Annotated in this window: 17 protein-coding genes; 9 read left to right on the top strand and 8 right to left on the bottom strand. The window is 62.5% G+C overall.

The features are described 5' to 3' along the window. Nucleotides 1–7 precede the first annotated feature (7 nt). Complete coding sequence (locus AB9L16_RS03000; protein WP_024011460.1) at nt 8–1,204, bottom strand: multidrug effflux MFS transporter; 1,197 nt, start codon at nt 1,202–1,204, stop codon at nt 8–10. Nucleotides 1,205–1,291: 87 nt separating this feature from the next. Beyond that, the gene (locus AB9L16_RS02995; RefSeq protein ID WP_056787762.1) at nt 1,292–1,489 is read right to left on the bottom strand and encodes a cation transporter; all 198 of its coding nucleotides are present in this window, start codon (nt 1,487–1,489) and stop codon (nt 1,292–1,294) included. Nucleotides 1,490–1,637: 148 nt separating this feature from the next. Between AB9L16_RS02995 and AB9L16_RS02990 the strand changes: the two genes are divergently transcribed. From AB9L16_RS02990 to cueR, 3 genes are all read left to right on the top strand, one after another. After that, complete coding sequence (locus tag AB9L16_RS02990; RefSeq protein ID WP_024011458.1) at nt 1,638–2,021, top strand: hypothetical protein; 384 nt, start codon at nt 1,638–1,640, stop codon at nt 2,019–2,021. Nucleotides 2,022–2,196: 175 nt separating this feature from the next. Further along, entirely contained in the window at nt 2,197–4,590 is a 2,394-nt protein-coding gene (cueA, locus tag AB9L16_RS02985; RefSeq protein WP_375123090.1) for a copper resistance metal-translocating P1-type ATPase CueA, read from the top strand. Beyond that, nucleotides 4,587–5,000: a Cu(I)-responsive transcriptional regulator gene (gene cueR, locus AB9L16_RS02980; RefSeq protein ID WP_016771827.1), complete on the top strand. Its 414-nt coding sequence runs from the start codon at nt 4,587–4,589 to the stop codon at nt 4,998–5,000. The genes cueA and cueR overlap by 4 nt, the downstream gene beginning before the upstream one ends. Here cueR and AB9L16_RS02975 read toward each other — a convergent pair. The 3 genes from AB9L16_RS02975 to AB9L16_RS02965 form a co-directional block, all read right to left on the bottom strand. After that, the gene (locus tag AB9L16_RS02975; protein ID WP_375123089.1) at nt 4,954–6,162 is read right to left on the bottom strand and encodes an MFS transporter; all 1,209 of its coding nucleotides are present in this window, start codon (nt 6,160–6,162) and stop codon (nt 4,954–4,956) included. The two genes, cueR and AB9L16_RS02975, sit on opposite strands and share 47 nt — an antisense overlap. 559 nt (nt 6,163–6,721) lie before the next feature. Then, nucleotides 6,722–7,618: a PA4780 family RIO1-like protein kinase gene (locus AB9L16_RS02970; protein WP_016771829.1), complete on the bottom strand. Its 897-nt coding sequence runs from the start codon at nt 7,616–7,618 to the stop codon at nt 6,722–6,724. A gap of 430 nt (nt 7,619–8,048) precedes the next feature. Further along, entirely contained in the window at nt 8,049–9,326 is a 1,278-nt protein-coding gene (locus AB9L16_RS02965) for an acetyl-CoA C-acetyltransferase (RefSeq protein WP_236169692.1), read from the bottom strand. 237 nt (nt 9,327–9,563) lie between these two features. Between AB9L16_RS02965 and AB9L16_RS02960 the strand changes: the two genes are divergently transcribed. From AB9L16_RS02960 to AB9L16_RS02940, 5 genes are all read left to right on the top strand, one after another. Then, entirely contained in the window at nt 9,564–10,916 is a 1,353-nt protein-coding gene (locus AB9L16_RS02960) for a 3-oxoacyl-ACP reductase (RefSeq protein ID WP_375123088.1), read from the top strand. Nucleotides 10,917–10,918: 2 nt separating this feature from the next. Next, nucleotides 10,919–11,773: a MaoC/PaaZ C-terminal domain-containing protein gene (locus AB9L16_RS02955; protein ID WP_150638144.1), complete on the top strand. Its 855-nt coding sequence runs from the start codon at nt 10,919–10,921 to the stop codon at nt 11,771–11,773. A 303-nt stretch (nt 11,774–12,076) separates the two neighbouring features. Further along, nucleotides 12,077–13,639: a collagen-like triple helix repeat-containing protein gene (locus tag AB9L16_RS02950; protein ID WP_375123087.1), complete on the top strand. Its 1,563-nt coding sequence runs from the start codon at nt 12,077–12,079 to the stop codon at nt 13,637–13,639. 134 nt (nt 13,640–13,773) lie between these two features. Continuing rightward, the gene (locus tag AB9L16_RS02945; RefSeq protein WP_375123086.1) at nt 13,774–15,444 is read left to right on the top strand and encodes a ShlB/FhaC/HecB family hemolysin secretion/activation protein; all 1,671 of its coding nucleotides are present in this window, start codon (nt 13,774–13,776) and stop codon (nt 15,442–15,444) included. Between the two features lie 519 nt (nt 15,445–15,963). Next, a complete protein-coding gene (locus AB9L16_RS02940) occupies nt 15,964–16,326 on the top strand; it encodes a DUF6124 family protein (protein ID WP_041479635.1) in 363 nt (120 codons plus the stop codon). Nucleotides 16,327–16,787: 461 nt separating this feature from the next. On the opposite strand, the gene AB9L16_RS02935 is transcribed toward AB9L16_RS02940, so the two are convergent. The 3 genes from AB9L16_RS02935 to AB9L16_RS02925 all read right to left on the bottom strand — a co-directional run bounded on the left by AB9L16_RS02935 (nt 16,788) and on the right by AB9L16_RS02925 (nt 18,151). Next, nucleotides 16,788–17,102, bottom strand: coding sequence for a hypothetical protein (locus AB9L16_RS02935; RefSeq protein ID WP_375123085.1), 315 nt, complete (start codon nt 17,100–17,102; stop codon nt 16,788–16,790). A 355-nt stretch (nt 17,103–17,457) separates the two neighbouring features. After that, entirely contained in the window at nt 17,458–17,865 is a 408-nt protein-coding gene (locus AB9L16_RS02930) for a response regulator (RefSeq protein WP_041480644.1), read from the bottom strand. A gap of 70 nt (nt 17,866–17,935) precedes the next feature. After that, on the bottom strand, nt 17,936–18,151 hold the full coding sequence (locus AB9L16_RS02925; RefSeq protein WP_370593582.1) for a Flp family type IVb pilin: 216 nt from the start codon (nt 18,149–18,151) through the stop codon (nt 17,936–17,938). Nucleotides 18,152–18,480: 329 nt separating this feature from the next. Here AB9L16_RS02925 and cpaB point away from each other — a divergent pair, with 329 nt between their 5' ends. Beyond that, complete coding sequence (gene cpaB / locus AB9L16_RS02920; RefSeq protein WP_375123084.1) at nt 18,481–19,422, top strand: Flp pilus assembly protein CpaB; 942 nt, start codon at nt 18,481–18,483, stop codon at nt 19,420–19,422. Nucleotides 19,423–19,440 lie beyond the last annotated feature (18 nt).

The following is a 19,440-nucleotide window of genomic DNA, read 5'->3' as shown; positions in this document are numbered from 1 at the left end:
CGAGCGTTCAGACCTGGGCTTGCGCCAACGCCCGGGCATTCTGCAAACGCCGGGTGAGCAGCGCGACGCTCACCACCAGCAAACCGCACAGGCTGATGACCATCGCCATCGGCACGGCGCTGCCATCGTGCAACACCCCCACCAACGCGGCGGCACCGGCGGCGATGCTGAATTGCAGGCAACCGAGCATTGCCGATGCACTGCCGGCACGGGCGCCCTGACCGTTCATTGCGCAAGCTGAGGCGTTGGGAATGATGCAGCCGAGGCTGGCAATGCAGATGAACAGCGGAATCAGCAACGGCCACAACGCCTCTGGACGCATCGCGCTGACCGCCAACAGCGTCAGCCCGGCGAGGAAATACACCCACACCGCGCGCACCAGCAAGAACGCCGGGCCACGCTTGGCCAGCAGACGCGCATTGACCTGCGCCACCAGAATGAACCCCGCCGCGTTGGTGCCGAACAGCCAGCCAAAATGCTCGGCGGGTACACCGTAGAGCTTGATGAACACAAACGGTGAGCCAGCGATGTAGGCGAACATGCCGGCGATCGCGATGCCGCCGGTCAGGGCGTGGCCGAGGTAGACCGAATCCTTGACCAGTCGCGCGTACTGGCGCAACGCACCGGACAACGGCTGGCGCGGCACATGGGCCGGCATGCTTTCCGGCAGCCCCAACGCCACCGCCAGACCCGCCGCCGCACTGAACCCGGTGAGCACCAGAAAGATCGACTGCCAACCCGTGGTATTGACCAGCAGCCCACCGAGCATCGGCGCCAGAATCGGCGCCAGGCCCATCACCAGCATCAATTGGGAAAACACCTTCGCCGAGCCCACCGCGTCGCACTTGTCGGCAACCACCGCGCGGGAAATCACCATCCCCGCACAGCCACCGAGTGCCTGGACGAAACGCGCGCCGATCAGCCATTCCAGGCTCGGCGCGTAGGCGCAGGCCAATGACGCCAGGGTGAACAGAGCAACGCCGCTGAGCAGCGGAAGTCGCCGGCCGAAACGATCGGAAATCGGCCCGTAAGCCAGTTGGCCCAGCGACAGACCGAGGAAGTACGCCGCCAGCGTCAGCTGGACATGCTGCTCATCGGTGCCGAACGCCAGCGCCATGGCCGGGAAGGCAGGCAAATAGAAGTCGATCGCCAAAGGACCGAAGGCGCTCAAGGCGCCGAGTATCAAAATCGTGCGGAAATTCATCAGGCATCCAGGTGGGCAAGTCGCAGCCCGACAGTCTAGCCGCGCCCGGACGCCTTGAACATTCCGATAGCTCGCTAACGATCAATTTCAGACGAGCTTCACCTCATAACCCTCTTCGCGGATCGCTTCGATGACCTGATCGGCACTCAGCGCACTTTCGACGCCGACTTCCTTGGCCGCCAGATCGACCCGCACGCTGGCTGCCGGATCCAGCGCCTGCACCGCAGTGGTAATGGCTTTGACGCAATGACCGCAGGACATGCCTTGAACGTTGAACACTTGCATGGGAAGACTCCTTTGAGTGAGGTTGCCGGCAGTCTCGAGCTTGCCACGATGGCAAGGTCAAGTTCTGCGAAAAACTGCCGGGCTGGCAATCGGCGCCGCGCTCGGCCAAGCTGCGTGTATCAATGACTGAAATTCAGGAGATTCAGCCATGCGCTGGTCAGCTTTGGGCCTGTTTGGCTTGCTCAGCCTTTTCGCCGCCGTCCCGCAGGTGCAAGCCGCCGGCGAGGATTACGCGGTACTGATCATTTCCCGCGAGCGCCTCGAAGTGGCGACCTCGTGCGAAATCGGCGTGTACATCCAGGACCAGCTCTCGGCGCGCCTGTTCCAGGAGCAGAGCACGTCGTTCAACTTGCCGCCGGGCAAGGTTTCGCTGCGCTTGAAACTGCTGCCGGGCCAGGCACCGGGTTGCAATCCCGGCATGCTCGCACCGGGTTCGCAGGAAGTCGTGCTGCACGCCGGGGATGTGCTGAAGTTCCGCTTGGCAATGAATGCCGAAGGCGTGTACCTGAAGCCGGCCGGCCTCGGTTACTGAGCAACCGCCTCGACCTGTGGGAGCGAGCCTGCTCGCGAAAGCGCCGGGTCAGCCAACATGATTGCTGAATGATGCACCGCATTCGCGAGCAGGCTCGCTCCCACAAGAATGGTGCTTGACCTTGCCCGCATGGCAAGGTTGATCCTGTAGACGTCCACTACAGGGAGCGCGACCGATGTCCGAATCCACCACTTTCGATCTGCCGATTGCCGGCATGACCTGTGCCAGTTGCGCCGGGCGTGTCGAGCGGGCGCTGCGCAAGGTCAGCGGCGCCAGTGCCGTCAGTGTCAACCTCGCCACCGAACAGGCCCGGGTGCAGGCGCCCGGCGACAGCCTGCCGGCGCTGATGCAAGCCGTGGAGCGCGCCGGTTACAGCGTGCCCCGGCAAACCGTCGAATTGAGCATCGACGGCATGACCTGCGCGTCCTGCGTCGGTCGCGTCGAACGCGCCCTGAGCAAAGTCCCAAGCGTGAGCAGCGTCAGCGTCAATCTGGCCAACGAACGTGCGCACATCGAATTGCTCGGCCAGGTCGATACGCAAACCCTGCTCGACGCGGTGAGCAAGGCCGGTTACTCGGCCAGCGTCTGGCAAGCTGAACGGCCACAGTCCGATGACCAGCAAAAACGCCTGCATCGCGAGCGCTGGGCATTGATCTGCGCGATCGCCCTCGCTCTGCCGCTGGTGTTGCCGATGTTGCTGCAGCCGTTCGGCATTCATTGGATGCTCCCGGCCTGGGCGCAATTCGCCCTCGCCACACCGGTGCAATTCATCTTCGGCGCACGCTTTTATGTGGCGGCGTGGAAAGCCGTGCGCGCCGGTGCCGGCAACATGGACCTGCTCGTCGCCCTCGGCACCAGCGCCGGTTATGGCCTGAGTGTCTATGAATGGGCCAGCGCCGCCGGACGCATGCCGCATCTGTATTTCGAGGCCTCGGCGGTGGTCATCGCTTTGGTGTTGCTCGGCAAATATCTCGAAAGCCGCGCCAAACGCCAGACCGCCAGCGCCATCCGCGCCCTCGAAGCGTTGCGGCCGGAGCGGGCGATTCAAGTCATCGACGGGCGTGAGCAAGACGTCGCGATCAGCGCCCTGCGCCTCGACGATCTGGTGCTGGTCAAACCCGGCGAACGCTTCCCGGTGGATGGCGAAGTCGTTGAAGGCCAGAGCCACGCCGACGAAGCGCTGATCAGTGGCGAAAGCCTGCCAGTGCCAAAACAACCGGGCGACAAGGTCACCGGCGGCGCGATCAACGGCGAGGGTCGTTTGCTGGTGCGCACCCAGGCGCTCGGCGCGGAAACCGTGCTGGCGCGGATCATTCGTCTGGTCGAAGACGCGCAAGCGGCGAAAGCGCCGATCCAGAAATTGGTGGACAAGGTCAGCCAGATTTTCGTGCCGACCGTGTTGCTGATCGCCCTGGCCACGCTGATCGGCTGGTGGCTGTACGGCGCACCGCTGGAAACCGCGGTGATCAATGCCGTCGCCGTGCTGGTGATTGCCTGCCCGTGCGCCCTCGGCCTCGCCACCCCGACGGCGATCATGGCCGGCACCGGCGTCGCCGCACGCCACGGCATTCTGATCAAGGACGCCGAAGCACTGGAGCGCGCCCATGAAGTCAGCAGTGTGGTGTTCGACAAGACCGGCACGCTGACCTCGGGTACGCCGCGTATCGCGCACTTCAGCGCGGTCGATGGTGACGAAAACAATCTGCTGACACTGGCCGGTGCCTTGCAGCGCGGCAGCGAGCATCCGTTGGCCAAAGCCGTGCTGGATGCCGCCGCCGAACGCGGCTTGAACGTGCCCGATGTCAGCAACAGCCAGGCGCTGACCGGGCGCGGCATTGCCGGCACGCTGGATGGCCGGCGCCTGGCGCTGGGCAACCGGCGGATGCTCGACGAAAGCGCCTTGAATGCCGGTGAATTGAGCACATCCGCCGAAGCGTGGGAACGCGAAGGTCGGACACTGTCGTGGCTGATCGAACAAAGTCCTGAGCCGAAGGTGCTGGGTCTGTTCGCCTTCGGTGACACGCTGAAACCCGGCGCACTGCAAGCGGTGCAACAACTCGCCGCGCGGGATATCCAGAGCCACCTGCTGACCGGCGACAATCGCGGCAGCGCACGGGTGGTGGCCGAGGCTCTGGGCATCCAAAATGTCCACGCCGAAGTGCTGCCGGCCGACAAGGCCGCGACCGTCGCCGAGCTGAAGAAAACCAGCGTAGTCGCCATGGTCGGCGATGGCATCAACGACGCCCCGGCCCTCGCCGCTGCCGACATCGGCATCGCCATGGGCGGCGGCACCGACGTCGCCATGCACGCGGCCGGCATCACCTTGATGCGCGGCGATCCGCGACTGGTGCCGGCGGCGCTGGAGATCAGCCGCAAGACCTACGCAAAGATTCGCCAGAACCTGTTCTGGGCCTTTGTCTACAACCTGATCGGCATTCCGCTGGCGGTATTCGGTTTCCTCAATCCGGTGCTGGCCGGCGCGGCGATGGCGCTGTCGAGCGTCAGCGTGGTGAGCAATGCGCTACTGTTGAAAACCTGGAAGCCCAAGGACCTGGAGGAACACCGATGAACATCGGCCAAGCAGCCCGGCAGAGTGGCCTGAGCGCAAAAATGATTCGTTATTACGAGTCGATCGGCCTGCTCAAAGCGGCCAATCGCACCGACAGCGGCTACCGCGTATACGGCAGCGATGACCTGCACACGCTGGCGTTCATCAAGCGCTCGCGGGATCTGGGCTTTTCCCTGGAAGAGGTCGGCAAGCTGCTGACCCTCTGGCAGGATCGCCAGCGCGCCAGCGCCGACGTGAAGGCCCTGGCGCGCCAGCACATCGACGAGCTGAATCAGAAGATCCGCGAGCTCGGCGAGTTGCGTGACACCCTGCAGGATCTGGTCGAGCATTGCAGCGGCGACCATCGCCCGGACTGCCCGATCCTCAAGGAACTGGCGTCGGGCTGCTGCGCGCAACCCGCCCGCGCCTGATCCGCAACAGCGTCACCACGCACAACGTACCCAGGGGAATGCCGTGGAACAGCATGACCACGGCCCCCGGCGTCCACCACGCATAGAACGGCGCAGCGACCAGCATGCCGATACCGAAACCGGTCATCTGCAGCAAGGTCAGCACGCTGAAAATCGGCAGGCGCAACGCCGCAGGTTCCCGTTGCAAACGTGACATCAGGCTGACTTCGGAAACCCCGTCGCCAAGCCCGGCCGGCAAGGCGAACAGCAGCAGACCGTAGAGGCCGTGCTGCTGGAACATCAGAATGAAACCGCAGGACATCAGCGCCACGCCACAGAAAAATCTTCTTTCGAGGTGGCTGTTCTCCGAGCCCTTGAGGTGACTGGCGATGCGTGCGCCGAGCAGTTTGCCGCTGGCCCATACCGCAAGCGCCAGGCCCAAGGTCGTACTCGCCGCCTCCGGCGTGAGCAGTTTCGAAATGATCGGGAAGCCGACGTTATGCGCGGCGCTGCCCAAGGTGTCGGCCATGGTCACCGCGAGCATGGCCGCGACCACTGGCGCCGAACGCAGGCCCTGCCGTAGCGCAAACCATTCACCGCGCTCCGGCTGTTCGCTGACATCGTTTTTTTCGAAACGCAGCGGCACGATCAGCAGCGCCGCAAGCAAATAGGTCAGCGCGTTGAGGGCGAAGACCGTTTCAAAACCGAAAGCAGCCACCAGCAACCCCGACACCAGACTGCCGCCGACCATGGCGGCTGAAGAGGCTGAAGTGATCCAGGCGTTGGCCTTGAGCAACTGCGCCGGTGCGATCAAACGCGGCAACTGGCTGTTGAGGCCGATGGCGAACATCGAATTGCCCAAGCCGAGGCCGAAGGCAATGAACGGCAACAGCCATGCCTGCTGACTCGCCGGTGTGATCAACAGCAGTCCCAGCAGTGCCGCACGCAACAGATCGAACGCAATCAGCGGCGCGCGGCCGTGCCAGCACCGGTAGAAGCGTGTGCCGATCAGGCTGGCAAAAATTCCGCCACCGACGCGGCTGACAAGGAAAATCCCGACGCTCATGGCGCTGTTGCTTAACAGGTAAACGTAGGTGGACAGCGCGACCATGTTGAGGAAGGCGCCGAAATCGGAGATCAGCCGGGCGGTTACGATCAGGTGGGTGTTGCGTGGGGTGGTCACATTCAGTCCTTGAGTGTGGTTGGAGCGCTGGACAGTAGACGCGAATAAGCCAGGATCCGAAAGCCCCCTCACCCTAGCCCTCTCCCAAAGGGAGAGGGGACCGATTGGGGGATATTTGGGAAATACACCGACCTGAACGTTTTCCGTTGAATCCATAATCGACTCGGTTTTTTCAGGTCGATGTATGGCTAAAGACACCTCGGTCGGCCCCCTCTCCCTCCGGGAGAGGGACCGATTGGGGGATATTTGGGAAATACACCGACCTGAACGTTTTTCTTTGAATCCATAATCGACTCGGTTTTTTCAGGTCGATGTATGGCTAAAGACACCTCGGTCGGCCCCCTCTCCCTCCGGGAGAGGGGACCGATTGGGGGATATTTGGGAGATACACCGACCTGAACGTTTTTCTTTGAATCCATAATCGACTCGGTTTTTTCAGGTCGATGTATGGCTAAAGACACCTCGGTCGGCCCCCTCTCCCTCCGGGAGAGGGCTGGGGTGAGGGTGCTTTTTGACTCAAACAAAAAACCCGGCCGAAGCCGGGTTTTTCATCACGCGATCACTGCATCCACGGCGGTGGAGGCGGTTCTTCGGGTTTGCCTTTCGGCGCGTCGTCCGCCGCGCGAATGGCCTGCTTGCGTTCCTCGTCGAGGCGCGCCGCTTCGATTTCGCGCAGCACCCCGCCGACATCCGCCAGGTCCTCCGGATCGTCGAACTCGCCGGTCAGCACACTGTTCGGGTGCAAGGTGCCGGCTTCGTACAACGCCCACATTTCCTTGGCATATTTGGTCTTCTTCAATTCCGGCGCGAAGCGACCGAAGTACGAAGCCATGTTGCCAACGTCACGCTCGAGCATGCTGAACGCGTGGTTGTTGCCCGCAGCGTCGACTGCCTGGGGCAGGTCAATAATCACCGGACCGGTCGGGGTCAGCAGCACGTTGAACTCGGAGAGGTCACCGTGCACCAGACCGGTACACAACATCAGCACGATCTGCGAAATCAGGAACGCGTGATACTCGCGCGCCTGATCAGGCTCCAGCACCACATCGTTCAGACGCGGCGCAGCGTCGCCGAATTCGTCAGCCACCAGTTCCATCAACAGCACGCCGTCGAGGAAGTCATAGGGTTTGGGCACTCGCACGCCGGCGCCGGCCAGACGGAACAGCGCCGCCACTTCGGCGTTCTGCCAGGCGTCTTCGGTCTCTTTGCGACCGAACTTGGACCCCTTCGCCATGGCCCGCGCCTGACGACTGTTACGAACCTTGCGGCCTTCCTGATACTCGGCCGCCTGGCGGAAACTGCGTTTATTCGCCTCCTTGTAGACCTTGGCGCAACGTAACTGATTGCCGCAGCGCACTACATAAACAGCTGCCTCTTTGCCACTCATCAGTGGACGCAGCACTTCGTCGACCAGACCGTCCTCGATCAGGGGTTCAATGCGTTTTGGAGTCTTCATCAGCTTTTATTGTGGGTCCTTTATTACCAAACACGCGAATGTCACTCGTTATACGGCAATCCTCGCCCGACGGGGAGGGGTTGCCGACCTGTGAACCTTGAGGATGCACACACTGTGCCGGATCAATCGCAGCGACCCGGGCGAATCATAGCCGAGACCGTGGCATTGATTGGTATCGGTCGGCAAGGGCATTTGCGACAGAATCTGACATGGTCGGTGAACTTCAGTTGCCCTCACCCCAGCCCTTTCCCAGAGGGAGAGGGGGCCGACCGAGGTGTCTCCCGTAATACATCGACCTGACAGACCGCAGCGCTTATGGTTTGAATCGCATCTCTGGATTCGGTGAAGGGCGCTCAGGTCGGCGTCGATTTCAAGCATCCCCCGATCAGTCCCCTCTCCCTGTGGGAGAGGGTTAGGGTGAGGGGCTTTTTCAGCGTTCAATGATCGCGGTGACACCCTGCCCGCCCGCCGCACAGATCGAAATCAACCCTCGCCCCTTGCCCGCCGCATCCAGCAGCTTGGCCAAATTCGCGACAATGCGCCCGCCCGTTGCGGCGAACGGATGCCCCGCCGCCAGCGAACTGCCTTTCACATTAAGCCGACTGCGATCAATCGAACCCAGCGGTGCGTCGAGTCCCAGGCGGGTTTGGCAATATTCGGGATCCTCCCAGGCCTTGAGCGTGCACAACACTTGCGCGGCGAAGGCTTCGTGAATTTCGTAGTAATCAAAATCCTGCAACGTCAGCCCATTGCGCGCCAGCAAGCGTGGCACGGCGTACACCGGCGCCATCAGCAGGCCCTCGGCACCGTTGACGAAATCCACCGCCGCCGCTTCACCGTCGCGCAAGTAGGCAAGAATCGGCAGACCGCGCTCTTTGGCCCATTCTTCACTGCCGAGCAACACCACCGAAGCGCCATCGGTGAGCGGCGTGGAATTGCCCGCCGTCAGCGTGCCCTTGGCGCTTTTCTCGAAGGCCGGTTTCAGCGCGGCGAGTTTTTCCAGGGTCAGGTCCGGGCGCAGATTGTTGTCGCGGGTCAGGCCGAGGAATGGCGTCATCAGATCGTTGTGCCAGCCTTCGCTGTAGGAAGCGGCGAGTTTGTGGTGGCTTTCGAGGGCCAGTTGATCTTGTTCTTCGCGGGGGATATTCCAGGTCTGCGCCATCAGTTCGCAGTGCTCGCCCATCGACAGGCCAGTGCGTGGCTCGCCGTTGCGCGGGAATTCGGGGATCAGGTGCTGGGGGCGCAACTGCAAAAGGGTTTTCAGTTTGTCGCCGGTACTCTTGGCGCGGTTGGCCTGCAGAAGAATCCTGCGCAGGCCTTCGCTGACGCTGATCGGCGCGTCGGAGGTGGTGTCGACGCCGCCGGCAATGCCGCAGTCGATCTGGCCGAGGGCGATCTTGTTCGCCACCAGCAACGCCGCCTCCAGACCGGTGCCGCAAGCTTGCTGGATGTCATAGGCCGGTGTCGTCGGAGACAAGCGCGAGCCGAGCACGCATTCGCGGGTCAGGTTCATATCCCGTGACAATTTAAGCACCGCGCCTGCCACCACCTCGCCGATGCGCTGGCCGTGCAGGTTGTAGCGCTCGATCAGGCCTTCCAGCGCGGCGGTGAGCATCGCCTGATTGCTGGCCGTGGCGTACGGCCCGTTGGAGCGGGCGAAAGGGATGCGGTTACCGCCGATGATCGCGACGCGGCGCAGCTGGGTCATGGATAACTCCTGTGGAATTTGCGGATTCACATGGAAACCTGTGGGAGCTGGCTTGCCAGCGATGGGGGCGGCACTCCCAACCCTTCAGCGGCTGACACTCCGCCATCGCGGGCAAGCCCGCTCCCACAGGGTCAGTGGTCTACTCTGCTAAACCAGCGTAGGCCTTATTGCGCCGATCGAACGATTGATTGCCGTAGACAGTCCACACTTTGAACCCCAACTTCTGGAGAGCGTTCCATGTCTGACCGCTATATCGACTTCGCCAACTCATCCTTCGGCCATCGTCTGGTCGGGGCCTTGGGCCTGCCGTCGCCGGTGCGGCTGGAACGCTGGCAGGCGGGGCGTCTGCGGCCGATAGAGGGCGCCCTGTTGATCGGTGGCGGGCCGCTGGCCGAACGGATCAGCGTGTTTGCCAATCGCTTGACCGACGCGATCTACAGCTACGGCACCGAGCCCTCGCTGGCCACTGCATGGATCCCCGGCCACGGGCCGAAACTCAAAGCGGTGGTGTTCGACGCCAGCGCTCTGCAACACACCGACCAGCTCAAGCAGTTGCGCGAGTTCTTTCAGCCATTGATGAAGAACCTCGACCATAGCGCGCACCTGGTGATTCTCGGCCGCGCGCCGGAAACCTTGGGTGATCCGTTCGCCTCCAGTGCGCAGCGAGCACTTGAAGGCTTCTCGCGCTCGCTGGCCAAAGAGCTGCGCGGCGGTGGCACCTTGCAGTTGATCTACGTCGGCGAAGGTGCCGAGGATCAATTGGAAGGCCCGCTGCGATTTTTCCTCTCGCCGAAAAGTGCATTCGTTTCCGGCCAGGTTATTCGCCTGACCGCGTGCGCCACGCCAGTGACCGACTGGACCCGACCGCTGGCCGGGCGCAAGGCGCTGGTCACCGGTGCTGCGCGCGGCATCGGCGCGTCGATTGCCGAAACCCTCGCCCGCGATGGCGCCGAGGTTATCCTCCTCGATGTGCCGCCGGCCAAGACCGACCTCGAGGCCCTTGCCGCGCGCCTCGGCGGCCGGGCGATCACCCTCGATATCTGCGCCGATGACGCCGCCGCGCAATTGATCGAACAGCTGCCCGACGGCCTCGACATCCTCGTGCACAACGCCGGCATCACCCGCGACAAAACCCTGGCCAACATGACCCCGGAATTCTGGGACGCGGTGCTGGCCGTCAATCTCAACGCGCCGCAAGTGCTGACCAAGGCGCTGCTCGACAGCGGCACCCTGCGCGACAACGCACGGGTGGTCCTGCTCGCCTCGATCAGCGGCATCGCCGGCAATCGCGGGCAGACCAACTACGCAGCGAGCAAGGCTGGCCTGATCGGTCTGGCCCAGGCATGGGCGCCAACGCTGCTGGAACGCGGCATCAGCATCAACGCCGTGGCCCCCGGTTTTATCGAAACCCAGATGACCGCGCACATTCCGTTCGGCCTGCGCGAGGCCGGGCGGCGCATGAGTTCGCTGGGCCAGGGTGGCTTGCCGCAGGACGTCGCCGAAGCCGTGGCGTGGCTGGCGCAACCGGGCACGGGCGCGTTCACCGGCCAAGCGCTGCGGGTTTGTGGGCAAAGTGTTCTGGGGGCATAAAGATGAGCATCGAATGGCACACGCTGGATCGCGAACCGAGTCTGCCGGGGCTTTATTCGCGCGCAGCGACGCGACGCAAAATCACCGGTACGCAACTGCCCGACAGCGGCCTGCGCTGCTGGGTTGATATCGACGGCAAGCGGCTGGCGGCTTATCGCAAGGTCTGCGGTTTCGTCGATGACGGCCTGCTGCCGCCGACCTATCCACACATCCTCGCCTTTGCCTTGCAGATGCAATTGCTCACGGCCAAGGATTTTCCGTTCCCGCTGCTGGGGCTGATTCACCTGAGCAACCGCATCCGCGTGCTGCGGCCGATGGGCGCGATCAGTCGCGGGCAAGTCAGCGTGCGTGTGCACAACCTGCAACCACATGCCAAGGGCGCGACGTTCGATCTGTTGACCACCCTCGACGATCAGCTCGGGCCGCTGTGGGAAGCCGAGAGCCGCATGCTCTGTCGCGGGGTAAAGCTCGAGGGCGAGGCGCTGGCTCACGACTGGCAGCCGTCGCAGGATTTGCTTGAGGTGACGCGCTGGACTGCACCTGCTGATATCGGTCGCCAGTATGCGAAAGTCTCCGGCGACTACAACCCGATTCACCTCAGTGCGGCGAGCGCCAAACTGTTCGGGTTTCCCACCGCGATCGCCCATGGACTGTGGAACAAGGCACGGACACTGGCGGCACTCTCCGATCACCTGCCCAAAGCCAACCTGGAAATCGCCGTGCACTTTCGCAAACCGGTGCGCCTGCCCAGTGAAGTGATATTGCTGGCCAGTGCCGCGGGCTCCAGCGGTGAGTTGCGTCTGATCGGTGCCGGCGACCTGGAACATATGGTCGGTCAGTGGCAACCGATCGCCTGATCTGGCGGGGCGGAAAAACCCGTTAATTGTGTATATATCACTTAAGTTTTTCCGCGCCCTGCCCGCTGCTTTGCAAAAAACCGAGCCTTGAATTTCAAGGCTTTTTTTTGCCCGTTTATTACCGGGGTATTAGTCCTTCGGCATAGCGCCGAGCCCTCTATATAAAGGGGTTAATACCAACTTGAGAATGGTGAAAAACCTGCCCTCGACTGAGATTACAGCCACGGACGAGGCATCGCCGACGACAGATCGGCGAGCCATCGAAGGCAACGTAACGTTGTGACAGGTGCAGGAATCTCAATCATGAAAACTCAAGTGATGTGGTCCAAATCGGCAATCGCGCTGGCACTGATTCTTTCGGTCGGCCTCGTCGGCTGCAGCAGCGGCGGTGGCGGTCATCGCAGCAGTTCGGGCAGCTCGACGGCGGACGGCACGGCGGGCACCGATGGCAGCGGTGGCGCGGGCGGCGGGACCGGCGGCGATACTGCCGGCACTGGCGGCACTGGCGGCGGAACCGGTGGTACTGGCGGAACCGGCGGCGGCACCGATCCGACCAATCCAACCAATCCGACAGACCCGACCGATCCCACCAACCCGACCAATCCCGCTGCACCTTCGCTGGTGACCACAACACTTGTTCAGGATGTCGGCAAAACCGTCAGCGGTGTCGGCGATGGCGTCGGCCAGATCGGCGATTCGCTGAGCACTGTTCCGGTCGCTGGCGGCATCGTGCAAAGCCTGGCCAACACCACCGGCAACGTGGTCAGCACCTTGGGCGATGGCGTCACTGATGGCATCGGCAAACTGGCCACTGACCCCAATGGCCTGACCACCACCGTCGCCTCGGTTGGCGGCGTGGTTTCCGATGTTGGCGACGGCGTGTCGGACCTCAGCGTCAAACTCAACACAGCGACCCGCAGCGTTCCTGTCGTTGGCGGTGTAGTCACCCGCGTGGCGCCGCTGGTCGATGGCATCGGCGAAAAAGTCACCATGCTTGGCGACACCCTCAACACCTCAATGACCAGCGGCCCGACCAGCCAGTTGACCGACAAGGTCGGCAGCGGCCTGGTACCGGTGATCGCCATGGTCGAAAGCACCACCGACAAACTCGGCGATGCCACCGGTCTGGGTGATCCGCTCAAAGGGGTGATCTCCAAGGTGGGCGGCACGGTGAACAGCCTTGGCGGCAAAGTCACCGACGCAGGCAGCGGCAATGCCCTGACCAACACCCTCGGCGGCGCCCTGAGCAACACCGGCACGGCGGTCGGCAAAGCGGGTGGTCTGGTGTCCAATGGCACTGGCTCGGGCAGTGGCGGCATCGGTGGCGGGCTGGGCGGCACCGGTCTGCTGCAAACTGTCGGTGGTGCGGTGGTCAACGTCGGCAGCGGTCTGAATGCCGGCAGCACCAGCGGCGTGGTCAGTGCCGGCGGCGTCACCGCCGGCGGGCTGGGCAACACGATTGCTTCGATCAACACCGTACTCGGTGGTTCGGGCACACCGATTACTGCATCCACCTCGCCGCTGGCCAGCGTCGGCGCCGCAGTCGGAGCCGGCCTCAATCCGGTCACCAGCGCGGTGACCACTGTCACTCAACAGGTCGGCGCCGCTACCGGTCTCGGCACTCCGGTGGCGGGTATCACAAGTCAGGTCGGCGCTGCGGTGGGCAATCTCGGCGGGGCGATCGCCGCAACCAACAACCCGGTCACCACAGCGGTCGGCGGTCTGGTTACCAACGTCGGCGGCACCGTGGCAGCGGTCGGTGGTCTGGTCAACAGCGGCACTGCCACTGGCGGCGGCACGGCAACCGGTGGTCTGGGCGGGGTACTCGGTGGCCTGACCGGCGCGTTGAGCGGCACTCAACGCTGAATTGCACCTGGCCGATTCGACGGCCTTACCTACAGCGCCTACGCTTGGTTGAGGGCGGAAGATTCCCACGAGTCTTCCGCCTTTTTTCTAAGGAAAAATCTGCCCTGTGCTGTGTTCTGACCATGGAGTGTCCTATGCGCGTACTGGCATCCCTGCTGTGCCTGAGCCTCAGTTCCGCTGCCCTCGCCGACACCTTGCCCAGCTTTCTCAACAGCAACGAAACCATCCGCAACCTGCCCGTTCCCAACCTGCCCGCCGACGCCTATCGCCCGAGCGCGGCGCCGCTGCAAGTGCCGGACCCGGGTGCGACCGCCGCGCAGCCACTGCTGATGGAAACCAAGGTCAACCTGAAGACCGTGCAGATCGAAGGCGGCACGATCTACCCGCTCAACGAACTCGCGGAAATCTACAAGCCCCTGATCGGCCGTCAGGCCAGCCTTGCCGAACTGATCGAAGCCACGCGCAACATCACCCGTCGCTATGAGCAGGACGGCTATCTGTTGTCCTACGCGTTCCTGCCGCAACAGAACTTCGATGACGGCGTGGCCCGCGTGGTGCTGGTCGAGGGCTATGTGCGCGATATCCAGATGCAGGGCGACATCGGTCGGGTCAAAGGCCTGCTCGATAAACTCGCCGCGAAAATCCAGGCCGAACGCCCGCTGACGCGCAAGACCTTCGAGCGCTACACCACGCTGATGAGCCGCATTCCCGGCGTGACGATTCAAGCGCAAGTGCCGCCACCGGGCACCACCGATGGCGCGACCACCCTGGTTGCCCAGGCCAGTCGCAAACCGTTCACCAGCACCCTGAGCACCACCGAAGACAACCGCAACGGCCCGCAGGCGTTGCTCGGTGTCAGCAGCAATTCGCAGACTTCGATGGGCGAACAGTTGAGCCTCAGCGGCCTGTTCCCACCGGGTGACGACAAAGAGCATTACTACCGTCTCGACTACAGCCAGTTCCTCGATACCGAAGGCACGCAACTCAACGTCTCGGCCTCGCGTTACCGCGCCGACCCGGACACCGAAGTGCTGGTCGGCGGTGGCGGACGCCTGAGTACCCACCGCGAGAACGATCGCTACTCGATCGGCTTCAGCACGCCCTTGATCGCCTCCGCCAACGAACTGCTGACCGCCGGCTCACGCCTGTATGCGGTCGACGACAAGACGCGCTACGACGGCATCAACTTTCCCTTCAGCACCGAACTGCGCACCGACGTCCGCGCCCTGGCTTTCGAAGGCGACTGGCGCAAGGCCGACGCCCGCCAACTGCGCATCCTCAGTGCCGGCGTCTACCAGGGCTTCGACAGCCTCGGCGCACACACCAACTACGACGACATCGACCTGGATTTTTTCCGCGTGCGCTTGTCCGGCGTACAGAGCGACAAGTTTCTCGACAACTGGCAAGGCGTGCTCTCGGCGGCGCTGTACTGGAGCGACGACACCTTGCCCGACAGCGAACGCGCCGTATTCGGCGGACAGAACTTCGGCCGTGGCTACCCCGACGACCAGGCCTCGGGCGACAAGGGTTGGGGCGTGGCCTACGAGGTCAACTACAGCTTCAACCGCGACGGCAACTGGGTGCGCATCCTGCAACCCTACGTCGTTGTCGACCGCTCGCGCAGCTGGTTCAACCAACTGCCGGTGCAGGCCAACAACCTGTCATCGACCGCCGTCGGGCTGAGGTTCGGCGATGCCAAGTACTACAACGTCGCCCTGGAAGTGGCGAAGGCCATGTCCGATGAAGCGCTGGACACGTTGAATCGCAAGCCGCGTTACAGCATCAGTTTCAGTTATCAGTTGTGATGGCCGAGCGATGTGTCAGTCAGGATTTTTTTGACTGACGCACGCCTTCGCGAGCAGGCTCGCTCCCACAGATTTGGCGGTGTTCATGGTTGCTGAGTACAACCGCCGTCCCTGTGTGAACGAGCCTGCTCGCGAAAGCGTTCGGCTATTCAACCGATTTATCGCAGCGCTTAAACCAGCCGTTTAAACACACGCCCCGTTACCTCGCAACAGCCCACAAATCCTTGCGCCATTGCCTACGGCTACGCCAGAATCCGCCGGCTTGTGCGCCTGGGGCGCGGGTTCTATCGTTTGCCTGCCACTGCTCATCAGTGGTCGGGTTTAGTCGCCCGCTTGTCCACGACGCACAGGTTCCTGTCAGCCAGGTATTGCATACCTGCACTTGATGGTGGCTGTGCGCAGGGCGCCTTCGGGCGCGCCGATTTCGTGGCTCATCGGTCGACTAACCTGCGTGCAGCTGCCTCCCTTTCGTTTAGTCGCGAACCGGTTGCGGCCCTACTCCACAAGGAGACTGAGCCCGTGAAAAAGATAACGCCCGATCCCCCCCTTGCCGATCCAACCTTCGCCGACCCGCTCGTCGAAGCGCAAAAGCTCAAGGAAGCCGCCGACCGCGCCATCGATTACTACCTCAACCCCCGCCTCATCAAAGACCCCGCCGCACCGCGCAAACCCAGCACCCTGTTCATCGTCGACCCGGCCGCGGACAACGAAACCCTGCTGGTGCATGCCTGCGAATCACTGGCCTCGGCGAGCATCATGGCCAGCGACCTCGCCGGATTTATCGATGGACCGCAACGCAGCTCCCTGTTGGGGATACAACAGGTGATCATGCTGGGCGAACTGGCGGTCAACCGCGTACTGGACAGGCTTGTGCCGGAGTGACAAGAGCTAGAGGTTGATTGCGCAGGTGGTGAGTCAGGCAGAGCGTTGTTGGCTGACTGGCCGCCATCGCTGGCAAGCCAGCTCCCACAGGATTCATGTACATCAGGCAGGAATGGGTTGGCTGCCAGGGCGCTATCGCGAGCAGGCTCGCTCCTACAGTTTTGATCGCGGGTGTTCAGTGAGAAACAGGTCGGCTGGCAGGCCGCCTTCGCGAGCAGGCTCGCTCCCACAGTTTGAATCGAGTACATCAGTGAGAGACAGGTCGGCTGGCAGGCCGCCTTCGCTGGCAAGCCAGCTCCCACAGGATTCATGTACATCAGGCAGGAATGGGTTGGCTGCCAGGGCGCTATCGCGAGCAGGCTCGCTCCTACAGTTTTGATCGCGGGTGTTCAGTGAGAGACTGGTGGCTGGCAGGGCGCCTTCGCGAGCAGGCTCGCTCCTACAGTTTTGATCGCGGGTGTTCAGTGAGAGACTGGTGGCTGGCAGGGCGCCTTCGCGAGCAGGCTCGCTCCCACAGGATTGATGTACATCAGGAAGAAATTGGTCGGCTGGCAGGCCGCCTTCGCGAGCAGGCTCGCTCCCACAGTTTGAATCGAGTACATCAGTGAGAAACAGGTCGGCAGGCAGACCGCCTTCGCTGGCAAGCCAGCTCCCACAGGATTGATGTAAATCAGGAAGAAATGGGTCGGCTGCCAGGCCGCCTTCGCGAGCAGGCTCGCTCCCACAAAAGCAAAAGCAAAAGCAAAGCAGCGCAGCTGCCCGCGGCGAAGCCGCACCACTCAACAATGAGCGCAAGCTCGAGTGCTCTTGATCTTGATCCACCGGCGACGTCGGAAGGCTGAGCGGAGGGATTGATCCGGGCGTGGGAGCGTAGCGACCGTCTGGCGCAGCCAGACACAGCGGAAGGAGGTGCAGCGAAGCAAACCGGAGCCGCTGCGCCCGGATCAGTCCCGGAGCGAAGGAACCCGAGCCTGCGAGGGCCGAACGCAGGAGCTAGCGTTTTTTGCTTACTTTTTTAGGCGCTTGTAAAAAAGTAAGTCGCCGTCAGGCGAAACCGCCAGCCGCAGCACCCGAAGCAACGGATATTCACCCAAAACCCCACCAACACGGTCGGCCCAAAGGCCGCCGAGTTCACCCACCCTGAACCTTAGGCTTGGGAAAAAGATTATCGAGAGTCTCCAACAACCTGACGTGATAAATCGGCTTGCGAAACAGATCCAGTACCTGCAACCGCAACATATCGCTGACATCCTCCATATCCGCATGCCCCGACATCACAATCACCGGCAAATGCGCCCGCGACGTATGCTCACGCAACCGCCTGATCAGCGACATGCCCGACTCCTCCGGCATACGCAGATCAGTAATCACCAAAGCAATATCCGGATGCCGGGTCAGATGATGCAGCGCGAGCTTCACCGACGTCGCGGTATGACAGACAAACCCCTCCCCCTCCAGCAACTCCGCCAACTCCAGCAACGCGTCTTCTTCATCATCAACCAGAAGCAGTTGTTGGCGGGGCGACGAAGACGCGTTCATAGGCAATACCTGAATACTGAAAGGTAAATCCAGTGTAGTGCGATATCAGCCAGGTGCAGTGTTCACAAGATCAGGGCGTTGGCCGAGTCACAGCCGTACCATCGAGCGAGGTCAGAATATTGTTGAAGATCGCCAATACCCTGTCTCCAAGCGGAGTGACGAACGCCACAACCACCACAGCCACCATCGCCACCACAATCGCATACTCGATCGCCGAAGCACCCTCTTCACTGCGGGCAAACGCGCGAGCCTTGGCGATCACATAATCAAAAGTCATACGAAACATAGGTCCACTCCTTCGCGCCTCTGGCGCCGACATCACCACCGCGGCAAGGTTCCACCGTGCCACCTGAGCATTGTCAACAAACCCCCGCCCAACAACTGTAAGAACGCATTAATCACAAAGCATTAATCCCAACGTGTCTCGGCCATTTCCGGCTGTTAACCGGCCAGACTCACACTTTGGTACGGTTATTTTGCCTGTCACTAATGGCGCTTTTGCTTGGATCAGCTAGCTTGGAAATAGCGAAATAGTTGCATGTTCATAGCTGCCGAATCAGTACGCCTTTCACAAGCAAATGCAGTCGGTTGTGCAGCAGGAAAGGGAGAGCCGTCATGAACAGTCGCGTCACCATGGGCCTAGCAGCGTTGCTGTTGCTCGGCGCGGTTTTTGTCGGTTACTGGGGGCTGGTGCTCAGTCGTCAGCCAGCCCCGGTCGCCGAGGCGCCCGTCGCCCCAGCGGTCAGCATTGAACAGACTGTCGCGATTGCCGAAGACCAGACCCGCCAACCGGTGGTGGTGCTGCTCCACGATGTGCCGCCGTTCACGCCGTTGACCGCCGCCGATGTAACCGTGGAAAAACTGCGCAGCGCACCGGCCGGCAGCATGACCAGCATCGAACAAGCAGTCGGCCGCACGCCTTGGCGCCACCTCAGCGCTGGCACCTGGCTCAATGACGAAAGCTTCCAGGCCGGCGGCGCGCTGGCGCGGATGATTCGCCGCGACGAGCGCGCGCTCACCGTGGCCGTCGATGAAGTGATCGGTGGTGCCGGGCAATTGCTGCCAGGCGATTACGTTGATGTGCTGCTGTATCTGCGCGAGGACGCGAGCAATCTGCAGCAGTCGGCGCAGATCGCCGTTCCGGCCTTGCGCGTGCTCGGGGTCGGCGATCAGTACGGCCTGACCAACGACGGCCAACCGGCATCGCCGAGCCTCAGCGCCGAAGAAAAACTCAAACAGGACCAGCGCCGCATCGCCGCACGCACCGTGGTGCTGGCGGTGCCGGAACAACTGCTCAGTCGTCTGATGCTGGCCACTCAAGTCGGCACTTTGCGCCTGGCGGTACGCAGCAGCGAAGAACAACGACTGGCGAAATACTGGGCCGGCGAAGCGCAGTCCCCTGCGCACCTGGATCGCGCCAACAGCCAGCTTTTCCAGTTCACCCAACTTGCCCTCGGCAGCGCCCAAAGAGCACCTGCCACCGCCAGTGCCGGCGCGGCGCCCAGGCCTGCGGTGGAAATCATTCGCGGCAACCAGATCAGCCAACAAACCCCATGACTGCGCAAGGATTCACGT

Source organism: Pseudomonas sp. LW8, from assembly GCF_041956865.1.
In the GTDB taxonomy this organism is placed as follows: Bacteria; Pseudomonadota; Gammaproteobacteria; order Pseudomonadales; family Pseudomonadaceae; genus Aquipseudomonas; species Aquipseudomonas siliginis.
The sequence above is the reverse complement of the archived record's forward strand: the minus strand, read 5'-3'. Positions and strand labels throughout refer to the sequence as shown.

Coding starts and splice junctions, on each gene's coding strand:
- AB9L16_RS03000 (WP_024011460.1), bottom strand. CDS start 1,204: ATGAATTTCCGCACGATTTTGATACTCGGCGCCTTGAGCGCCTTCGGT.
- AB9L16_RS02995 (WP_056787762.1), bottom strand. CDS start 1,489: ATGCAAGTGTTCAACGTTCAAGGCATGTCCTGCGGTCATTGCGTCAAA.
- AB9L16_RS02990 (WP_024011458.1), top strand. CDS start 1,638: ATGCGCTGGTCAGCTTTGGGCCTGTTTGGCTTGCTCAGCCTTTTCGCC.
- cueA (WP_375123090.1), top strand. CDS start 2,197: ATGTCCGAATCCACCACTTTCGATCTGCCGATTGCCGGCATGACCTGT.
- cueR (WP_016771827.1), top strand. CDS start 4,587: ATGAACATCGGCCAAGCAGCCCGGCAGAGTGGCCTGAGCGCAAAAATG.
- AB9L16_RS02970 (WP_016771829.1), bottom strand. CDS start 7,618: ATGAAGACTCCAAAACGCATTGAACCCCTGATCGAGGACGGTCTGGTC.
- AB9L16_RS02965 (WP_236169692.1), bottom strand. CDS start 9,326: ATGACCCAGCTGCGCCGCGTCGCGATCATCGGCGGTAACCGCATCCCT.
- AB9L16_RS02960 (WP_375123088.1), top strand. CDS start 9,564: ATGTCTGACCGCTATATCGACTTCGCCAACTCATCCTTCGGCCATCGT.
- AB9L16_RS02955 (WP_150638144.1), top strand. CDS start 10,919: ATGAGCATCGAATGGCACACGCTGGATCGCGAACCGAGTCTGCCGGGG.
- AB9L16_RS02950 (WP_375123087.1), top strand. CDS start 12,077: ATGAAAACTCAAGTGATGTGGTCCAAATCGGCAATCGCGCTGGCACTG.
- AB9L16_RS02945 (WP_375123086.1), top strand. CDS start 13,774: ATGCGCGTACTGGCATCCCTGCTGTGCCTGAGCCTCAGTTCCGCTGCC.
- AB9L16_RS02930 (WP_041480644.1), bottom strand. CDS start 17,865: ATGAACGCGTCTTCGTCGCCCCGCCAACAACTGCTTCTGGTTGATGAT.
- AB9L16_RS02925 (WP_370593582.1), bottom strand. CDS start 18,151: ATGTTTCGTATGACTTTTGATTATGTGATCGCCAAGGCTCGCGCGTTT.
- cpaB (WP_375123084.1), top strand. CDS start 18,481: ATGAACAGTCGCGTCACCATGGGCCTAGCAGCGTTGCTGTTGCTCGGC.